This is a genomic window from Bradyrhizobium sp. Rc3b (assembly GCF_900114915.1).
In the GTDB taxonomy this organism is placed as follows: Bacteria; Pseudomonadota; Alphaproteobacteria; order Rhizobiales; family Xanthobacteraceae; genus Bradyrhizobium.
The window spans coordinates 1-17485 of sequence record NZ_FOUS01000027.1; the positions used below are offsets into that span (position 1 = coordinate 1).

Sequence of the window (17485 nt, forward strand, 5' to 3'; positions counted from 1 at the left end):
TTGCGGAATCATGCAAGCAAGCGCGATGGCGCCTCGTAATATTTGCATGAGTCGGCTCGATTGATTCCGGGGTAGCGCTACTGACCAGGAACAGGGCACTCCTGGTTCAGGCGATGCGGGCCATCGAATTCGAACAAGATTACGAACGGAGCTGGAGGCGCGAACGGGCGTGTTCCGCCTCAGAAGAGTCATTAGGGAAAGCCTATATGTCGGCCCTGGCGCTTTCTGGCGTCGAGATCCTTGATCTCACGCGTGTGCCCGCCGGGCCCTTGTCGGCCCAGATGCTGGGCGATCTCGCCGCGGAGATGATCAAGATCGAGCGGCCCGGCACCGGCGACGACGCGCGTGCCTACGGACCTCCTTTCCTGGTCGATCCATCGGGCAAGGAGAACAACAAAAATTCGTTCTATCTCTGCCCAAACCGGTCGATCGTGGACTACATGACCGGCATGAACCCTCGATCGACATCTGTCGGCCCTCTATCACCGCAAGGTCAATGGGGGGGCCGGGCAGCACATCGACTCTCCCTGCCCGACACCGTGATCGCCTCGCTGAGCCACTATCTCCAAATGTATCTGGTGAATGGACTAGCCCACCCCGCCGCGGCACATGGGCAATGGTGCGTTGCCAGTCGGCGTGTTTCGCTGCGCGGACGGTGGGCTGATGTTGGTGTTTGGCAATGACGGTCAGTTCGCCCGGACATGCGCCGTTCTCGAAGCCACCTGAACTCGCTACCAATCCAAAATTCCTCAAGAACAATGATCGCGTCGCCAATGGCAAGGAGATCCTGGCGATCTTTGCTGCTCTTCTATTAAAAATACGGTCGCACGTCTTCCATTCCGCCCCTAGGTACAAGCTCCAAAGCGCCGCACACGTATCGCGCTGGCAGCGGAGCCCTCATCGCTGTCCTGCTTGTCGTGAGTGCAAGCGCTTGAGGGGGCATAAAAATCGCAGAGCCGCCTTAAACGCAAGCGCTCGTCCGAACATACGGATTTGAGACGTTGGCTGATCTCTGTGAGTACGGACCTAAAGCCGGACCCCGCTGGACGGGGGCATTGACTTGCCTGATCCTGGAAGATCCGCGTCCCAACGATTCTTCGAACTATCAATCCAGCTGTATCGCGGCCGCATCGACCGCATAATCATTCTCTCGCTCGTGTTGATGGCCGGTGCCGAGTGGCTCCTGCCGTCGCGCAGCGGCCAGCAATGACCGACACTTGCCCATAGGAACCACCAAGCTGATTCGGAGCCGCGCAGGCGCCACCTCAGGCTTGGCCGCTGCTGTAGATCGTATGTGCGAATTGCTGGCGAGTCGCATTTAACCTCATCAGGCGGCGCAAAAACTGTCCGCGCTAGGATGATGGTACAGAGTTTCGCCGACACAGCGCATCAGCTTGACAGAGTTCAGTGCGCGGTCCCACGTAACGCCGCGACGGACGTAGGCAATCGGCACTTCGCAAAGGGCTCAAAATCCTTCGAATGGGATTGCTCGGAATCGACTAGCTCGGACAGGCTCAGATCAACGTAGGCCCAAAAAGGGCAGCTTGTGCAGAATTTAAGCGTAAATCTCCGGGCCATTGCATTAATCGATATGGGCACCCTGTTACTTTACTACCTCCCAGCCGACCATGTTCGGATGGGTTCCAATAGGGACGGTTGTCCGAACGACATGGTAACTGGGCATGGTTAGACGCTTTCACCGCTTCCGCATGGTCAAGTATGCCGAGTGTTCTGGAGCAGCAGGCGGGATATGCAGCAAATGATCCGGTGGCGGTGCAACCTGATGCTGCTCGGAAACGAACAGCGCGGCTCCGGGTGGCCCAACAGAGCGACCCAACTAATCCGGCAATGAATCACTCTCCCGGAAATCGTCCCTTCGCGACTCATGCGACGGCAGATCGCAGTCGGGCACGTCACCATCGCCACCCTAGCTCGAAGCATCGCACAGAGCCTTTGAGTCTTGCTAGCTAGACTGATCCGCTACCCACCCGATTTTTATTGTTTCACCGAGGAGCCCAGCGTGAGCGAAGTGGTCAAGCTTGAGCGTCATAATGAGATCGGGATTGTCACGGTCGACAGCCCTCCGGTCAACGCGCTGAGTGCCGCCGTTCGCGGCGGCATCCTGGAGTGCATCAAGGCTGCGATTGCCGATCCCGCCATCAAGGGCATCGTGCTGACCTGCGCCGGCCGCACCTTCATTGCCGGTGCCGACATCACCGAATTCGGCAAGCCGCCGAAGGCGCCCGCCCTCAACGACGTGCTGTCCGAGATCGAGAATTCGCCCAAGCCCGTGGTTGCCGCGATCCACGGTACCGCGCTCGGCGGCGGCCTCGAGGTCGCGCTCGCCTGTCATTTCCGCGTCGCGGTGAAAGAGGCAAGGCTCGGCTTGCCCGAGGTGAAGCTCGGTCTTCTGCCGGGCGCCGGCGGCACCCAGCGCCTGCCCCGCGCGGTCGGTCCCGAGCTCGCCGTCAAGATGATCGTCGGCGGTGATCCCATTGGTGCGGCGGAAGCGCTCAAGAACGGCCTGATCGAGGAAATCATCGAGGGGCCGGCATCGGGCGGCGAGGCCTTCGTGCGCAAGCTGCTGGCCGAGAAGCGCCCGCTGCGGCGCCTGCGCGACGACGATTCCAAGATCGCGGCGGCCAAGGCCGACCGCTCGATCTTCACCAATGCAGTCGCCGCCATGACCAAGAAATCGCGCGGCCTGGAGGCGCCGTTCGCTGCCGCCGACGCCGTGGGCTACGCCATTGACCTACCTTTCGACGAAGGCCTGAAGAAGGAGCGCGAGGGTTTTCTGAAGCTCGTCGCCAGCGATCAGTCGAAGGCGCAGCGTTATGCGTTCTTCGCCGAGCGCGAGGCTGCCAAGATCGCGGGCGTTCCTGACGGCACCAAGTCGCGTCCCGTGAACCGGGTCGCCATTCTCGGCGCCGGCACCATGGGCGGCGGCATCGCGATGTCCTTTGCCAATGCCGGCGTTCCCGTCACCCTGATCGAGACCGGCGAGGAGCAGCTCAAGCGCGGCATGGGCATCATGCAGAAGAACTGGGAAGCGACCGCCGCGCGCGGCGGCATTCCGGCCGACGCGCCCGCCAAGCGCATGGCGCTGATCAACGGCGTCGTCGGCATCGAGAATGTCGGCGATGCCGACCTCGTCATCGAAGCCGTGTTCGAGACCATGGCGGTGAAGAAGGAAGTGTTCGGCAAGCTCGACCAGTACGTCAAGCCCGGCGCCGTGCTCGCCTCCAACACCTCGTATCTCAACATCGACGAGATCGCGAAGTCGACCAAGCGTCCGCAGGACGTGCTCGGCATGCACTTCTTCTCGCCGGCCAACGTCATGAAGCTGTGCGAGATCGTGCGCGCCGACAAGACCGCGCCGGACGCGCTGGTCACCGCGGTGAATATCGCGCGAAAAATCGCGAAGGTGCCGGCCGTGGTCGGCGTCTGCGACGGCTTCGTCGGCAACCGCATGTTGGCCCAGCGCGGCAAGCAGTCCGAGAAGCTGCTGTTCGAAGGCGCGCTGCCGCAGCAGGTCGACGCTGTCGTCACCAAGTTCGGCATGCCGATGGGGCCGTTCGCGATGGGCGACCTCGCCGGCCTCGACATCGGCTGGCGCTCGCGGAAAGACCGCGGCATCAAGTCGGAGATCGCGGACGCGCTGTGCGAAGCCGGCCGCTTCGGCCAGAAGACCGGCAAGGGCTACTACAAGTACGAAGCCGGCAGCCGCTCGGCGCTGCCCGATCCGGAAGTCGAGAAGCTGATCGACGAGACGCTTGCCCGCCTCGGCCGCAAGAAGCGCGTCGTCAGCGACGACGAGATCCTCGAGCGCATGATGTATCCGATGATCAACGAGGGCGCGAAGATCCTCGAAGAGGGCATCGCGGCGCGTCCCTCCGACATCGACGTGGTCTGGCTCTATGGCTATGGCTGGCCGATCTATCGCGGCGGCCCGATGTTCTGGGCCGACAGCGTCGGCCTCAAGCACATCGCCGATCGCCTGGCCTTCTACGCCAAGGAGACCAACGACCCCAGCCTCGAGCCCGCACCGCTGCTGAAGAAGCTCGCGGCCGAAGGCAAGACGTTTGCCTCGCTCGCGGCGTCGAAAGCGGCGTGATGGCGACTGCCAATTCATTCATTGTTCAACGTTGCGCGATTGCGCGTCGTGGGGGGCTCGAAGGGTCTGCCCGCGAAAGCATCTCGCCTTCGAGTAGGCTGCTCGCTGGACTCTCTGATGCGCATTGCGCGTTAGAGCTCGCGACCGAGCTTGTCATCGAGCGCGCTTTGCGGGGGGGCGGTGGTCGCACCCTGGAATGATGAGTGATGTGTTGCGGACCATGACCCATCCCGGCGACCAATGTTATCCTGAAGGCGCGCGTTCGGACAACAATATCGTGCAGGGCACCCTCCTTAACCAATTGTCAAAGGCCGCCCCTGACTACGGCTCGCGCACGCGCTGGAGTTTCGCGGCCGCCAGATCAGCTGTACCAAACCCACGGCGATGGCCAACGCGGCAGCAGAAATGGTCACAATCTACCCAACTCGCATCAGGAGATCGTTCTTGACCGACGCTGTCATCGTTTCCACCGCCCGTACTCCGATTGGCAAGGCTTATCGCGGTGCGCTCAACGCCACCGAGGGCGCGACGCTGCTCGGCCACGCAATCGGCGAGGCCGTCGCCCGCGCCAAGATCGATCCGAAGGAGATCGAGGACGTCGTGATGGGAGTAGCGCTCCAGCAGGGTTCAACCGGCAGCAACATCGCGCGCAAGGCACTGCTGCGCGCGGGGCTGCCCGTCACCGTTGCCGGTAGCACGGTCGACCGGCAATGCGCCTCTGGACTACAAGCCATCGCGCTCGCCGCGCGTTCGGTGATCTTTGACGGGGTAGAGATCGCCGTCGGCGGCGGTGGCGAGTCAATCAGCCTCGTTCAGAATGACAAGATGAATTCGTTCCACGCGCGAGATCCGGCGCTGCTCAAGATCAAGGGAGATGCCTACATGCCCATGATCGACACCGCTGAAGTCGTAGCGAAGCGCTATCGTATCTCGCGCGAGCGGCAGGACGACTATTCGCTGGAGAGCCAGCGCCGCACTGCGGCCGCCCAACAGGGCGGCAAGTTCAAGGAAGAGATCGCGCCGATCACGACGCAGATGGCAGTCACCGACAAGGCGACCGGCGCTGTGTCGATGAAGGACGTGACGCTGTCGCTGGACGAGGGGCCCCGCCCCGAAACCACGGCCGAAGGACTCGCCGGGCTCAAGCCCGTGCGGGGCCAAGGTCATACCATCACAGCCGGCAATGCCAGCCAGCTCTCAGACGGCGCCAGCGCTTGCGTGATCATGAGCGACAAGGAAGCGGCCAAGCGTGGCCTGCAGCCGCTCGGCATCTTCCGCGGTTTCGTCACCGCCGGCTGCGAGCCGGATGAGATGGGCATCGGCCCGGCCTTCGCCGTGCCGCGCCTGCTCAAGCGCCACGGCCTCACCGTCGACGACATCGGCCTCTGGGAGCTCAACGAAGCCTTCGCGGTGCAGGTGCTCTATTGCCGCGACAAGCTCGGCATCGACCCCGAGAAGATCAACGTCAACGGCGGCGCGATCTCGATCGGCCATCCCTACGGCATGTCCGGCGCGCGCCTGACCGGCCACGCCTTGATCGAGGGCCGTCGCCGCAAGGCCAAATACGCGATCGTCACCATGTGCGTCGGTGGCGGCATGGGCGCGGCAGGTTTGTTCGAGGTCCTGCCGTAAGTCTCATCGTCACTGCCAAGTTGCGCAGTTGCGTTCGCGCGGCCGGGCCCCATACTCCGCAGCCGGAGTTTGGGGGCAGGGACGGAAGCGGCTTTCGTAACAACGAACGCTGGCGGTTATGGATCCAGCCTTCGGGACGCCGCAGGAATCTCACAGGAGGATCCAATGGATCTCGCATTCACCAAGGAAGAGCAGGCGTTTCGCGACGAAGTGCGGCAGTTCTTCCGCGACAACGTGCCGCCGGATACAAGGCGCAAGCTGGTCGAGGGCCGCCCCCTCTCCAAGGACGAGATGCTGACGTGGTGGCGCATCCTCAACAAGAAAGGCTGGGGCGTCAGCCACTGGCCCAAGGAATATGGCGGCACCGGCTGGACAAGCGTGCAGCAGTTCATCTTCACTGAGGAGCTACAGTCCTATCCGGCGCACCCACCGCTCGCCTTTGGCGTCGGCATGGTCGGTCCCGTCATCTACACCTTCGGCAACGATGAGCAGAAGAAGAAGTACCTGCCGCGCATCGCCAATGTCGACGACTGGTGGTGCCAGGGCTTCTCCGAGCCGGGCTCCGGCTCCGACCTTGCCTCGCTTAAGACCAAGGCCGAGCGCAAGGGCGACAAGTGGATCATCAACGGCCAGAAGACCTGGACCACGCTGGCACAGCATGCCGACATGATCTTCTGCCTCTGCCGCACCGATCCTTCCTCCAAGAAGCAGATGGGCATCTCCTTCATCGTCTGCAGCATCAAATCCAAGGGAGTCACGGTACGTCCAATCCAGACCATCGATGGCGGCACCGAGGTCAATGAAGTGTTCTTCGACGACGTGGAAGTTCCTTACGACAACCTGATCGGCGAGGAGAACAAGGGCTGGGATTACGCAAAATTCCTGCTCGGCCATGAGCGGACCGGCTTGGCTCGCGTCGGCCTCTCCAAGGAGCGGCTGCGCCGCATCCGCGATTTGGCCTCAAAGATCGAGTCCGGCGGCAAGCCGCTCATCCAGGATGCCGCGTTCCGCGAGAAGCTGGCGGGCTGCGAGATCGAGCTAAAGGCGCTCGAGCTGACGCAGCTGCGCGTCGTCGCCGACGAAGGCAAGCACGGAAAGGGCAAGCCCAATCCGGCGTCCTCGGTGCTGAAGATCAAGGGCTCCCAGATACAGCAGACCACCACCGAGCTCTTGATGGAGGTCATTGGCCCGCTCGCCGCGCCCTACGATGTGCACGGCCATGATGCCTCGAACGAAGCCATGGACTGGATCGCCCAGATCGCGCCGAGTTACTTCAACAACCGAAAGGTCTCGATCTACGGCGGCTCCGACGAGATCCAGCGCAACATCATTGCCAAAGCGGTGCTAGGACTTTGACCCGCGAATTACGCAATTGCGCGGTGGAGCGGGGACCCAGCACGCCTGGCCGTCCCGAGCACGGCGGGCAGCCGCCTTTATTGGATCCCCATCTTCGCGGGGTTTGACGTCTCAGGGTGAGGCGACGGCAGGGCAATTCCCGCCGATTTGGAGAGCAACATGGATTTTGACTTGAACGAGGAGCAGCGGCTTCTCAAGGAAAGCATCGACGGCCTGCTGACCGATTCCTACGATTTCGAACAGCGCAAGAAATACATGGCGGAGAAGGGCGGCTGGAGCAAAACCGTCTGGCTCAAGCTCGCCGAGCAGGGCCTGCTCGGTCTGCCCTTCAGCGAGGCCGACGGCGGCTTCGGTGGCGGCGGCGTCGAGACCATGATCGTGATGGAAGCGCTCGGCAAGGCGCTGGTGCTCGAGCCGTATCTCGCGACTGTTGTGATCGGCGGCGGCTTCCTGCGCCATGCCGGCACCGATGCGCAGAAGGCCGCGCATGTGCCAGGGATCATCAACGGCAGCAAGACGCTGGCCTTCGCCCAGCTCGAGAAGAACTCGCGCTACGATTTGTTCGACGTCACCACCACCGCGAAGAAGAAGGGCGACGGCTGGGTCATCGACGGCGAAAAATTCGTCGTGCTCAACGGCGAGAATGCCGACACCTTGATCGTCACCGCGCGCACCAAGGGCGACCGTCGCGACAAGGCGGGCACCGGCGTGTTCCTGGTGCCGGCCAATGTCAAGGGTGTCGCGAAGAAGTCTTACCCGACTCAAGACGGCCTGCACGCCGCCGACATCACCCTCACGGGCGTCGAGGTGGGCCCCCACGCGGTGCTTGGCAACCCCGAGGATTCCCTGGCGCTGATCGAGCGCGTGGTCGACGAGGCCCGCATTGCGCTCTGCGCCGAAGCGGTCGGGCTGATGGACGAGTCGCTCAAGACCACGGTCGACTACATCAAAACGCGAAAACAGTTCGGCGTCGCGATCGGCTCGTTCCAGTCGCTGCAGCATCGCGCCTCCGACATGTTCGTCGCGGCCGAGCAGGCCCGCTCGATGTCGATGTTCGCCACCATGGCGAACGATTTCGAGGACGCCAGGGAGCGCGCCAACGCCGTCGCCGCGGCCAAGGTGCAGATCGGCAAGTCGCTGAAATTCGTCGGCCAGCAGTCGATCCAGCTCCACGGCGGCATCGGCATGACCATGGAGGCCAAGATCGGCCACTACTTCAAGCGCCTGACCATGATCGAGAACACCTTTGGCGACACCGACTACCACCAGTGCCGCGTCGCGGACGCGGGTGCGTTGATCTGACACTGGTCGTCATCCCGGGGGCATCGCGACTTGTTCGCCGAAGCTCAAAGAGCGAAGGCGGAAGCGCTGAGCCCGCGTTCTGGCGGTACATCGTTATTGCGAGCGAAGCGATCCAGTATCTTTCCCGCGGAGACAGTCTGAGATTGCTTCGTCGCTTGCGTTTCCGGCAAGGGTGGAGCGGGCGGAATCAGGGTCGACTGCAGTTTCTGCACAACAGAGCCGCACATTCGCTCGTTGATGCACAATTCTATGCGCTGCATACCAACGGCGATCAAGCTCTGTTTGCAGGGAATGCGCAATGTCGACGAAGATCCCGAATTTCATCAATGGCGAGCTGGTGCCGAGCCGCGGCACTCGCACCGCAGCCGTATACAATCCCGCGACGGGTGAACAGTCGGGAACGCTTGGATTGGCTTCGGTCCAAGACGTTCGTGCGGCGGCAACGGCGGCGCGAAAGGCGTTTCCGACCTGGGCGAACCCCTCCGTTGCGCGGCGCCCGAATTCTCAACCATTTCCTGCGAATTCTGGAGGATCGGATCGACGAACTCGCCCAAGTGATCACGGCCGAGCACGGCAAGGTGCTCTCTGACGCAAAGGGGGAGATCCAGCGCGGCATGGAAGTCGTGGAGTTCGCCACCGGCGTACCTCAGCTTCTCAAGGGAGAGGTCACCGAGAACGTCGGAAGTCGCGTCGACAGCTTCTCTCTACGTCAACCGCTCGGCGTTGTTGCCGGGATTACACCATTCAATTTCCGGGATGTGGATGTTCCCGGACGCCCTCGCGTGCGGCAACACTTTCATTCTCAAGCCGTCCGAACGCGATCCGTCCGCCTCGCTTATACTGGCGAAGTGGCTGAAGGAGGCCGGATTGCCTGATGGCGTCTTCAATGTCGTTCATGGAGACAAGGAAGCGGCCGACGCCATCTTGTCCGATGCCGACATAGTGGCCGTGAGCTTTGTCGGCTCCACTCCGATTGCCCATTACATCCACGAAACGGCCACTCGAAACGGAAAGCGCTGTTAGGCGCTTGGCGGCGCCAAGAACCACATGATCATCATGCCGGACGCCGACATGGATCAGGCGGTTGACGCGCTGATGGGCGCCGCCTACGGCGCCGCGGGCGAGCGTTGCATGGCGATTTCGGTCGCCGTCCCGATCGGAGACGCGACCGCCGACAGGCTAATCGAAAAACTTGCGCCCAAGGTTCGCGCTCTGAAGATCGCCCCGGAAACGGATCCCGATGCGGAGATGGGGCCACTTGTGACCAAGCAGCATATCGATAAATGCTTCGTGCACTGGGCGTTCCGATGTCTCCTACGCCGGGCGGCCCAGGGAAGTCCGCTTCTCGTTCTTCCCAGGCGTCCTTGCAAAGAAAATGCACAGTTCATGGCGCGGCTGGAGCACGTAACGACGGCCACCTTAGCTGGGAGATCGAACGGGTCATTTTCATTGTTGTTGCCTTCGGGACTGGGAACGGGTTCGAATATTTCTTGAGGTCGCGCGAGCTGGACAAATCCTGAAGGCCTCGAAGAGTCTTCGATTGAATCATGCAACGGTAGCGCGTCAACTTAGTGCCCCAGAGCGAAGCTTGAACGCCAAGCTGCTCGAACGACATACGTCCGGGTGCATCCCAATCGCGGCGGGCGAGTCGTTGGTTACGGCAGCGGAGCACGCGGAGAGCGAATTTCTCAGAGTAGGTTCCGGCAGCAGCGGTGCGAGCCAGGCCATCACAGGTACTGTGCGCGTCGGTGCACCTGACGGTCTTGGCAACTATTTCCTTGCCGATCGGCCCGGCATGCTCGCCGCGAAAAATTCGAGGCTCGTCATTCAATTGGTGCCGTTACCACGAACATTTCCGCTGTCGCGGCGAGAGGCCGACATCGTTGTGACGTTGGATCGCCCCAAACAGGGGCGACTAATCCTGTCGAAGCTGACCGACTACACACTCAGCGTCTATGCGGCGGAGCAATACCTCAGGCGCGAGGGCCCGATCATAAGCCAGGACGAACTAGCCGGCCGTTTGTTCGTGACGCATGTCGAGGACATGACTTACAGCCGCGCCTTGGACTATGCTTCCGTTCTCGGTCGCCTCATGTCACGTCGATACGAATGCGGCAGCGTGGTCGCGCAATTGGAAGCGGTTCGCGCCGGGCATGGCATAGGAATCCTCCACGACTATGCAGCGCAACGGTATCCGGAACTGAAGCGCTTGCTACCCGAGGTCCGGTTCGTGCGCAATTACTGGATCACCTCTCATCCCGATACGCACGACACTCGCCGGGTCCAAAGGTGCATCGGTTCATCTCCGAATCCGTGAAGGCCGCGAGGGCCTCGTTCGTATCAGACTGAGATGGCCCCACCAGAGGTTGATGCATCGAACGGCTTCTCAGATTGTCACCCGCTTAGTGGACAAGGCGGCGTCAGATGGCGATCAAAAGCAGAAGGGATTCAGGTGCATCGGCTCGGTACGGCTGGCCCGGATCGAGAGAGATATCGTCATCACCAGGACTATCGCGAAACAATCTAGACGAACGTTCGTTCGCGCGATGTCGCCGCGATAGAAGGCGTCCCGAGCAACCTCAGGCCTTCGACGCGCCTCCGGCTTCGTGCCGCCGTCTGGCGGACGACTATGTACTGCAGAGTCCGGCCAAGATCGGACTGGACGAGCACATCACGGACCTCGGGCCGTCCCCCGGCCAGATAGATCGCCGCGGAGCTGGGCCATCTCGCATAGCTGTTGGCGTAGGTGTGCAGCAGCTCCGCCATCCGCGGATACGTCACGAAGCCATCACGTGCGAAACCGATGGCGCTTCGCACCACCTCCGAGAAGCTCATGGTGCCGTAGCGGGCCAGAGCCGTGATGCAGGCTCTCGCGCGGCTGGAGCGACAGTCCACAGGCCCCTCCGGGTCGCGCCGCCGTGCTCGTGCATGAAAATATCTGGATCGAGGGCGCGAGGCCAGCAGCCCAGGCTGCTGATGGTGATTACCTCGTCGCGTTCGGCCAGGTAGAGAATGATCGGCGCGACGTCGGCGAGGTTAACAAGCTCGTTCTGCACGACGCCCAATACCGGGCTCGCGGCCACACCAGCGTCGATGGCGTTGCAAACGCTTTCGAGGATCTGCAGCGTGGACTGCGCCGTAGACAGTGGCCCGCGGAGACGACATGGCTCGTCCCACGATGGTCGGACGTAACGAGGGTAAGCGGTGGGCCGGGTCCAGCCCCGACAGGGAAACGATACTCATCGCGCGACCTCGCCCGGGATTGCCGCCGCGCGAGCGGTGTGGCACTGAGCCAGTGCGGCGCGGACGGCGAGCTGGATCTGGCGGAAGACCACGAGCGGCAGGATCACCCCGGCTTGACGACCGCGGATGGAAAGAACGCGCCTGCGATCGGCACACCGGGCGCCGGGCTCTTCTTGGAGCCACGGGAGGCGATGGCGATCTCGTCCTCCCGGGAAGAGCCGAGGTGGCGCGCGCCCCTGATCCTGCCGACCAGCATAACGGCGAGCAGCATGCCACCGAGAACCCCGACCGGCATCAGGTCGCCCACGGAAACCCGCGCACAAAGGCCGTGGACCGCCCCGGCGCCGAATGCCCCGTAGGCAACCAGCAGGATCGATCCGCGATCAATAAGGCTCAGTAGTTGAGGAGGGCGGTCAACCCAGCCGCGGATGAGGGGCCGCAGGGCGTGCCCGGCGGTGAACGGGCCAGCAGTTCGAACAGGATGATCCGCACCGGGCTCCAGGAGAGGCCGGCGCCGCGGGCGCTCATGTACAGACGACCAAGAGCGACGCATTGAACAGGCCGAAGACGTAGGGAAGCGAGGCGCTGCAAACTGCCGCCGACACACTGCTGCGGGCGATGGGGCGAAGGCGATCGACGACGGCACGGGCGACGGAAGCACGGTCAGGTACAGAAAACCGGCCGCCAGCCTTGGGCCGAGAACGGGTGCGGGCAGGCGCCCGATGGCCAATCCCACTAACCGCGGCACAGGACAGCCTCGCCCCGTGCAGGAAGAACAGCAGGCCGATGCCGGTTTTCGAGGCCTAGCCGAGCATGTGTGCGGCCTCGCCGCGACTGGGGACCAGGAGCCGAACACGAGAGGCGCCAGAATGCCGGCGGTGAGCGAGCCGCGCCTCCGGCGGCGGAGGGTGGTGACAAAGCGTGGTCATGCGGCGAGCAGCAGTGGGGTCAGGAGATAGGCGAGCGGCTTGGTGACCGCGTCGTCGCCAGGGTGATACCGGCCGGGCTCGTGCAGAAGGTTCAGGGCGCCCAGGCAGCGTCCGTCGAACAGGATCGGCGTATTGATCACCGAGCCCAGCCCGAGATCCGCCAGTTTCGCATGGTCATCGAAGGCCCATTCAAGGTCGGGGGGGTGGGTTCCGATGAACACCTCGCCCCGCACCAGCACATGCTCGGTCCAGGGCAGGCCGCGCTTCGACTTCCTGCCTCCGGCGGGATAGGCCTCGGCGTGGCTGCTGTAGAGGCGCTCGAGCTCCACGGTCGCAGCGTGCAGACGCATCACGGTCAGCAGCCGATGCCCCAATAGACATTGCGCGATCTCGTCGATGACCGGCAGAATCGCCGCTTTCGGGCCAGTCCTCGCCGCCTCCGTGACCCGCGCCAGGTCGTCGCCGCCGATCACAGGAGCATCACGCGCAAAAGGGCCTCGATTGGCGTGGGCGGCAGCGAGACCGTGTTCGGCTCGTGCATCATCTCCGCGATCACAAATTTTCTGCGCCATGCCTCAGTTTCCCTTTCCCGCATTCCTGACATCCCGCTCCACGGACGTCCAGCCCTGCCGGAGATCCATCGCTGATCCGCTGTCCACGGCTGGCTCGGGCATAGCAACCCGGGCGCAAGGCAAAATACATCTGGGCCGCACGGTTTTCGGGCGAAGTTCATCCATCAGCGCGGGATTGCAGCCGGGCCGCCACGCCTAGCGCTGGAAATGATCGACAGCGGGCGTTGCCACACCTGGACGAGCTGGGGCGCTGATTGGTCGGCGAGCGTCGAGAAGCTTAGCTCGACACGTTCCCACGCATTCGCGCACGGCCTGTCGGTTGAGCGGCTGGTGCTGCCCGTACTTCTCGAACAGGATCAGCGCCAGCAGGCTCGGCCCGGCAAAGAGGACATGGAACGGCGCTGGCACATGAGTGATCTTGTTACAATGCCGGCAAGTCAACTTCTCACGCCCGTGTTGCATCAGCTTCCACTGCCGCGGATCTTCGCCGTCGCGCGTGACGTCGATGGCCACACGAACTCGCCGCGTTCAGCACCCACCCGCGGGACTTACTTTCGGCGGAAAGATGGCCTTCGGGTCTGCAACAATTAGCGGCCGAATGACAGTAGTAGCCCGCCGGCTTTTGCGGCCCCGGCCTAGAGGTGGCGACGACCGGTAGCGACCCGGCTAGCCACTAGCCACACAGAGATCCGGCGTCATTGCGGCGAAGTCTGCACAATTTCTGCAAAAAGCTGCTTTAGTTCGCAGACGACGGCCGACCCCGAAGGGGCAGACTGCAGCAAAACAAGAAAAGGCTCGACCCACAGGTTGGGGCTTTTTGACCCAATCGTCCAGAGAGAGGAAATGTCAATGCTCAAATATATGGCGCGTCGTGCGAACGTGCGCCTTGCACGCTTCCTGGGCGCGGCGGCGCTGCTTGCGATTGCCTCTTCCGCGAACGCGGAAACGCTGAAATGGGCTCGCCGTTTGGACGTTCAAACGCTTGACCCCTATGCGTATAACGAGGGCACCACCTATACGTTTAATCAGCAGATCTATGAACCCCTCGTCTCACGAGACGATAATGGCAAGCTCATCGGTGTGCTGGCGACAGAATGGCGCATGCTCCCCGACAACCCTGACATATGGGAGTTCAAACTTCGCCAGAACGTCACCTTCCACGACGGGACTCCTTTCACGGCAAAAGACGTTGTATTTTCGATCCGACGAGCGATGGCGCCGACGTCGAACGTGCGGACATACGTAAATGCGATCGAGTCCGTCGTGGCAAAGGATGCCGATACCGTGCAGATCAAGACCAAGGGTCCTAGCCTCCTGATGGCCGAGAATCTGACAGCCGTCTTGATAATGAACGAAGCTTGGGCCGAGAAGAACGATTCCGCGGCCCCGCAGGACTATATGGCGAAGAAGGAAAACTATGCGGCGCGCCATGAAAACGGCACAGGCGCATACCGGCTCGTCAGCCGCGAGTCCGATCGCCGGACAGAACTGGTAGCATATGATAAGTACTGGGGTATCGGTCAATTCCCGCTGAGCATCGATCGAATTATCTATACCCCTATCCAGTCGGACGCGACACGCGTATCCGCTTTGATCAGCGGCCAAGTCAATTTTCTGCAAGACGTTCCTCCCCAGGATGTTTCGCGCCTCGAACAGAACCCCGATCTGCGAGTAGTTAAGGGCCCTGAATCCCGTACCGTTTTTCTTGGCGTCAACATGGGGGAGGACAAACTTATAAGCGGAAACGCGAAGGGAAATCCGTTCGCGGATAAGCGGGTCCGTCAAGCCATGAATATGTCTATTGATCGTCAAGCTATCCAGACGACGATCATGCGGGGTCAGTCCATCCCACTTGGGACGATCCTTTCGCCATTTGCCAGCGGCTTTACTCAAGAAATGGGAAGAGTGCCAAAGTACGATGTCGCAAAAGCGCGGCAACTCATGATGGAAGCGGGCTACGGCGATGGTTTTTCTGTAACCCTTAATTGCACCAACGATGGCATGGTGAGCGATGAGCGCATTTGTGAGGCGCTAGTGGCGATGCTGGCGAAGATTGGCATAACTGTAAACCTGGACGTTCAGCCCTCCGCCGCAGTCTGGCCGCTCGTTCTTCACCGGAAGACCGACTTCTACCTTATGACTTGGGGGGGGGTTAATTCTCAAATTCTTTTTGAAAACCTTGTGCGCTCTCGGGGCACTTGGGCCGGGGTTGAATTCAAGAACCCAGAGATCGACGCGAAAATTGATTCGCTTAGCTCGGAGGCCAGCATTGAAAAGTACAATGCCACCGTCGCTGAAATCTGGAAGGTCGTCCAGGACGAATGTTTCTACCTTCCGATTCACGCGCAAATGTTAGCGCGTGCAATGCAGAACAAGATTCACGTCACATCACACGTCGGCAACATGATCTACGTAAAGAACGTCAAGGTAGTTAAATGACTGGCTTCTTCCTGCGCAGACTGGCGTCTGTTTTTCCGGTGATGCTGGTAACGGCCTTCCTGTCCTTCGCCGCCTTTCATTTTATCGGTGATCCGCTGCAGAACATGCTGGGGCAGGAGGCCAGCGCGCAGGACCGCGCACGCTTGGCGGCCGAACTGGGTTTCGACCGCCCCTTTTACATCCAATTCCTCAAGTTCGTCGGCTTTGCACTTCAGGGTGATTTTGGCATTTCTACTCGCGTGGGACGGCCGGTATTGGATCTAATCCTTGAACGGCTGCCTGCGACACTCGAGCTAGCGCTACTGTCGTTTTTCTTCGCGATGTCGGCAGGCATCGCGCTGGGGGTGATGACTGCGTTGCGTCCGAGCTCCGCACTGTCTCGGGTGAGCATGACCGGCTCGCTGATTGCGGTATCGTTACCTAACTTTCTGATCGGCATCGGCCTGATCTATGTCTTTTCGATTAAACTTGGGTGGCTGCCGTCATTCGGGCGTGGCGACACAGTAAAGATCGGCTGGTGGACAACTGGATTACTGACCAAAAGCGGTTGGAAGGCCATTCTCCTGCCGGCAATTTCACTGGCGGCTTACCAGCTTACGCTGATCTTGCGACTGGTTCGCGCTGAAATGCTTGAAGTCATGCACTCCGACTACATTCGGTTCGCGAGAGCGCGGGGCTTACCTAAGCGGCTCATCTATTTCTCGTATGCATTGAAGAACACCATGGTCCCGGTGGTCACGGTTGCAGGCCTGCAGTTAGGATCGATTATCGCATTCGCCGTAGTAACGGAGACGGTGTTCCAGTGGCCCGGCGTCGGGCTGCTCTTCATTAATTCGATTCGATATTCAGATGTGCCGATCATGGCAACATACCTTCTCATTGTGTCGTTTATTTTTGTTGCCATCAATATGGTGGTGGATTGCATCTACTACCTCTTAGACCCTCGTTTGCGCGCAGTAGGGGGCATCAAATGAAGAGATTGACCAGAAAGTTTGCGGCGCTGTTCGGTTCAGATATCGGCCACTCTTACTTGCGCTCTCCCGGGGCACTTTTCTCGACCATGGTCCTGCTGATCCTCATTGCTGCCGCCTTGGGCGCCCCTCTGCTGGCTCCCCAGAACATTCTCGACCCGCGCACGCTCGACCTCTTATCGGCAAACACACCCCCGTGGAGCGCAAACGCTCTTACCGGACATTTTTACAGTTTTGGCACAGACGACCAGGGTCGCGATGTTCTCTCAGCGACTCTTTACGGAACGCGAGTTTCCCTTCTGGTGGCCCTTGTCGCTGTCCTGTTGTCCATGTCGATCGGCGTCACACTAGGTCTGATATCAGGGTATTTCGGCGGGCGTACCGACGCGGCAATCATGCGTATTGCAGACGTTCAGTTGTCTATCCCTGCGATCTTCATTGCTCTGTTGATTTCGGGCTTGTCTCGCACTCTTTTGGCTCCCGGAGTTCGCGATACGCTCGCGATCTACATGGTCATTTTGGCCATTGGAATTTCCGGATGGGTCACCTACGCACGCACGGTGCGCGGCGCCGTCATGGTGGAAAAGCAGCGCGAATATGTCCAGGCAGCGCTAATGATCGGGCTGCCCACGCGCACGATGCTTCTGCGGCACATCCTTCCCAACGTGCGCCGTCCCATTCTCGTTATCGCAACAATCTCGCTTGCGCTTTCCATCATTACAGAAGCCACCTTGTCCTACCTCGGCGCGGGTCTGCCTCCCACCCAGCCCTCTCTGGGAACGTTGATACGCAGCGGTCAGGACTTTCTGTTCGCTGGGGAGTGGTGGATTCTATTTTTTCCTGCCGCAACACTCCTGACGCTTGCGCTCGCAATCAACGTTCTAGGGGACTGGTTGAGGGATGTGCTGAACCCGAGGGGCCTTTGAA

Annotated in this window: 10 protein-coding genes and 4 pseudogenes; 10 read left to right on the forward strand and 4 right to left on the reverse strand. The window is 61.2% G+C overall.

What is annotated here, in order from left to right; genetic code table 11:
- Nucleotides 1–206 precede the first annotated feature (206 nt).
- The 7 genes and pseudogenes from BM190_RS41450 to BM190_RS37925 form a co-directional block, all read left to right on the forward strand.
- Nucleotides 207–817: pseudogene (locus tag BM190_RS41450) on the forward strand (CoA transferase); the annotation flags it as partial.
- A 1203-nt stretch (nucleotides 818–2020) separates the two neighbouring features.
- Nucleotides 2021–4114, forward strand: a complete 2094-nt coding sequence (locus BM190_RS37895; protein ID WP_092262890.1) for a 3-hydroxyacyl-CoA dehydrogenase NAD-binding domain-containing protein — start codon at nucleotides 2021–2023, stop codon at nucleotides 4112–4114.
- Between the two features lie 444 nt (nucleotides 4115–4558).
- A complete protein-coding gene (locus BM190_RS37900) occupies nucleotides 4559–5746 on the forward strand; it encodes an acetyl-CoA C-acyltransferase (protein WP_092262892.1) in 1188 nt (395 codons plus the stop codon).
- A 165-nt stretch (nucleotides 5747–5911) separates the two neighbouring features.
- On the forward strand, nucleotides 5912–7102 hold the full coding sequence (pimC, locus tag BM190_RS37905) for a pimeloyl-CoA dehydrogenase large subunit (protein WP_092262894.1): 1191 nt from the start codon (nucleotides 5912–5914) through the stop codon (nucleotides 7100–7102).
- A gap of 159 nt (nucleotides 7103–7261) precedes the next feature.
- A complete protein-coding gene (gene pimD, locus BM190_RS37910; protein ID WP_092262896.1) occupies nucleotides 7262–8404 on the forward strand; it encodes a pimeloyl-CoA dehydrogenase small subunit in 1143 nt (380 codons plus the stop codon).
- Between the two features lie 298 nt (nucleotides 8405–8702).
- Nucleotides 8703–9688 (forward strand): annotated as a pseudogene (locus tag BM190_RS41455) (aldehyde dehydrogenase family protein); the annotation flags it as partial.
- Between the two features lie 232 nt (nucleotides 9689–9920).
- Nucleotides 9921–10753, forward strand: a pseudogene (locus BM190_RS37925) (LysR family transcriptional regulator).
- Nucleotides 10754–10927: 174 nt separating this feature from the next.
- On the opposite strand, the gene BM190_RS42015 reads toward BM190_RS37925, so the two are convergent.
- The 4 genes and pseudogenes from BM190_RS42015 to BM190_RS37950 form a co-directional block, all read right to left on the reverse strand.
- A complete protein-coding gene (locus tag BM190_RS42015) occupies nucleotides 10928–11299 on the reverse strand; it encodes a gamma-glutamyltransferase (RefSeq protein ID WP_502687026.1) in 372 nt (123 codons plus the stop codon).
- 451 nt (nucleotides 11300–11750) lie between these two features.
- Nucleotides 11751–12200: a bile acid:sodium symporter gene (locus BM190_RS37940; RefSeq protein ID WP_092262907.1), complete on the reverse strand. Its 450-nt coding sequence runs from the start codon at nucleotides 12198–12200 to the stop codon at nucleotides 11751–11753.
- A 372-nt stretch (nucleotides 12201–12572) separates the two neighbouring features.
- Complete coding sequence (locus BM190_RS37945) at nucleotides 12573–13148, reverse strand: GAF domain-containing protein (protein ID WP_143109179.1); 576 nt, start codon at nucleotides 13146–13148, stop codon at nucleotides 12573–12575.
- Between the two features lie 254 nt (nucleotides 13149–13402).
- Nucleotides 13403–13634 (reverse strand): annotated as a pseudogene (locus tag BM190_RS37950) (IS66 family transposase); the annotation flags it as partial.
- 363 nt (nucleotides 13635–13997) lie between these two features.
- Between BM190_RS37950 and BM190_RS37955 the strand changes: the two are divergent.
- Genes BM190_RS37955 through BM190_RS37965 form a run of 3 tightly spaced genes read left to right on the forward strand, consistent with a single transcriptional unit; the run spans nucleotide 13998 to nucleotide 17484 of the window.
- Complete coding sequence (locus BM190_RS37955; protein WP_210189104.1) at nucleotides 13998–15587, forward strand: ABC transporter substrate-binding protein; 1590 nt, start codon at nucleotides 13998–14000, stop codon at nucleotides 15585–15587.
- Nucleotides 15584–16561, forward strand: a complete 978-nt coding sequence (locus tag BM190_RS37960; RefSeq protein WP_092262912.1) for an ABC transporter permease — start codon at nucleotides 15584–15586, stop codon at nucleotides 16559–16561. Before BM190_RS37955 ends, BM190_RS37960 begins: the two co-directional genes overlap by 4 nt.
- The gene (locus tag BM190_RS37965) at nucleotides 16558–17484 is read left to right on the forward strand and encodes an ABC transporter permease (protein WP_092262914.1); all 927 of its coding nucleotides are present in this window, start codon (nucleotides 16558–16560) and stop codon (nucleotides 17482–17484) included. The genes BM190_RS37960 and BM190_RS37965 overlap by 4 nt, the downstream gene beginning before the upstream one ends.
- Nucleotide 17485 lies beyond the last annotated feature (1 nt).